The following is a 2,759-nucleotide window of genomic DNA, read 5'->3' as shown; positions in this document are numbered from 1 at the left end:
TTTCGTTCAGTTTTCAAAGAACTCGCTTGTCGCCTCATTTGCGACTTCCTTATGTTAACATTTTTATATTTCAATGTCAACTAAGTTTTTTTATTTCGTTTGTCGCGTTTTGCGTTATTGCTATCAGCGACTCGTATAATATTACACCTCTACTCACTAATAGTCAACAATTTTTGTGAAGTTTTTATAACGATATGCTGTATGTTATTCCTGGCTATTCCCCATTCAATCATATGAAAGTAGATGAACTACTGGCAGAAAAGAATTAGAATCCGCGTTACTTTCTGCACGAAGAAACCCTACAGAAATTTCTGTGGGGTTTTAAAATTAATAAACCATGTTTTTTGTCTATAGCCATACTTAAAACAAAAAACTATTTCTCTTTTGAAGACACTAAGCAGCTACCATCTGTACAAAGAGCATCGTTCACACCATTTGATGAAAGTTCTTGTAATTTAGGCTTAGGATTTTCTTCTTCTCACACCTTTTGAAGTGCGTTCAAAAACGTTTCAAGTGGTTGCGCTCCCGAAATTGCATACTTTTGATTTACAATGAAATATGGTACTCCCGTAATCTGATATTGTCGAGCAATTTCCTCATCAATTCGCACATCATTTGCATAAGCATTTTTATTCTGTATAACATGTAAAGCTTCTTTTCTATCTAACCCCGAAGCTTCAGCAATATTAGCGAGCGTTTCCACATCACTTAAATTTTTAGATTCAGTAAAATGAGCAAAAAGAAGATTTTCTACTATCTCCTTTTCTTTTCCATGTTCTTTTGCAAACTTAGCCAAACGGTGAGCATCAAAAGTATTCGTCGGTTTCATCTCTTCAAAATGAAAAGTTAAACCTATGTTAGCGGCATGCCGGCCAATTTGAATATTATTTCGCTTAGCCTCTTCAATACTAATCCCGTATTTCGATGCAAGCATTTCATCAATACCGATTCCAGAATATACCGGAGCATTTGGATCTAACTCAAAACTTTTAAATTCAACTTCAACATCATTTTTATACGGAAATTGGTCTAAGGCCATTTCTAAACGACGCTTCCCAATATAACAAAACGGACACACAAAATCAGACCAAACTTCAATTTTCATACGAACACCTCTTCAAAATTAAGTTTAAACCATTGTAGCATAGGCAATTCGTAATCAAAAAAATTTATGCTTCTATTTAGTAAAGCTTTAATCGGTAAAGGACGCTTTATGAGTGCTCACCTAGCATCCTGGCTCTCGCTGAATTTTGAATGAAGGTTCTATTTCATTCTACACTTGAAATAAACGAAATAAAAAAAAACGATAATGAGAAAGATAAAACCATTTCCTTCTCATCATCGTTTATAGAACTTCTCTTAATTCATAGTCAGTCTATCGTTTATAATACCAAAATTCTCTCTTTCATGAATTATGCTGAAATGTATTTCTCCACAAAGTTCCATAGGGTATTCCAATATTTATCTGGATTTGCTTGTTCAGCTTCTCCATGCCCCGCACCTGGCACAATTAACTTTTCTTTTTCTACTTTTGCAGCATTGTATACTTCATCTAACATTTCATAAGGAACGAACGTATCCGCATCTCCATGAATAAATAAGATTGGTGTTTTGCTTTTTGCAACTTGCTTGACAGCCGATGCTTCTTCTAAATCATAACCCGCCCTTAGCTTAGTAACTGTATTTGCTGCATTCATAACAGGAAATTTAGGTAAATGGAATAAATCTTTTAATTGATATGTGAATTCATCCATAACAGATGAGAAACCACAATCTTCAACAATGACTTTCACATTAGGAGGCAAATCTTCTCCAGAAGTCATCATCACTGTTGCTCCTCCCATAGAAATACCAAATAGAGCTATCTCCGCCTGAGGATCTTTCTTTAAAATTTGCTGAATCCAGCGTTGTACATCTTTCCGATCATGCCACCCCATGCCGATATAATCTCCTTCGCTATTTCCATGACCGCGAAGATCTGGTGCTAATACGCTGTAACCTTTCTCATAAAAGTGACGAATATATTTCGTCATTTCTGATGCTTTACTACTATAGCCATGTACGATAATTGCCCATTTATGACTAGATTGCTCATTTATATATTCATATCCTGTTAGTTTTAACTCATCAAAAGAACGCATCACGATTGTATTTGGCTTATATTTTGAAATAAACTCAGCATTTTTTTGCTCATTCGTGACTAATACATTCCCTGACACATTCACTGTTTTTTCTAAATGAGGATTCCCTTGTAAGAATTCTTTTTCTTGTTTCGCATTTAATGCATAATTGAAGAAATAATTTCCGACTAACATGTATGCAACGGTTAGAAGTAGTAAAATCCCTATTAATATTACACTTATTTTTTTCATACTATCTCCTTTTATAAAAAATATCTTACACAACATTACTATTCTAACATACCAATATAGATAAACAACGAAAAAATAATTGAATGGAAAAAGGAATACATATGAGGCAGTAAATACCTCCAACGTTTATTAATTATTTACTAAAAGATTGAGGATAAAGAGGGACATAAATAAAAAAAGCAACTTCGCTTTTTAAAAAAAATAATAAGTGAAGCATATCTTGATCTACATATTTTTTACTATCCATCAAAGTGATTTAAATATAGAAGCATTGTTATACAAAAAAACCTAAGTCAGTTTGACTTAGGTTTTTGGCTTGGCGACGTCCTACTCTCACAGGGGCAAGGCCCCAACTACCATCGGCGCTAGAGAGCTTAACTTCCGTGT

The 2,759-nt window shown here is 34.1% G+C and carries 1 protein-coding gene and 1 pseudogene; both read right to left on the bottom strand.

All coding sequences use genetic code 11. The annotated features are described in order from the left end of the window. Positions 1-373 precede the first annotated feature (373 nt). Positions 374-1,105 (bottom strand): annotated as a pseudogene (locus tag MR059_RS21380) (DsbA family oxidoreductase). Positions 1,106-1,412: 307 nt separating this feature from the next. Next, a complete protein-coding gene (locus MR059_RS21375; protein ID WP_011983382.1) occupies positions 1,413-2,372 on the bottom strand; it encodes an alpha/beta hydrolase in 960 nt (319 codons plus the stop codon). Between the last annotated feature and the right edge of the window lie 387 nt (positions 2,373-2,759).

This window comes from Bacillus cereus group sp. BfR-BA-01522, assembly GCF_022662635.1.
GTDB lineage: Bacteria > Bacillota > Bacilli > Bacillales > Bacillaceae_G > Bacillus_A > Bacillus_A cytotoxicus.
The sequence above is the reverse complement of the archived record's forward strand: the minus strand, read 5'-3'. Positions and strand labels throughout refer to the sequence as shown.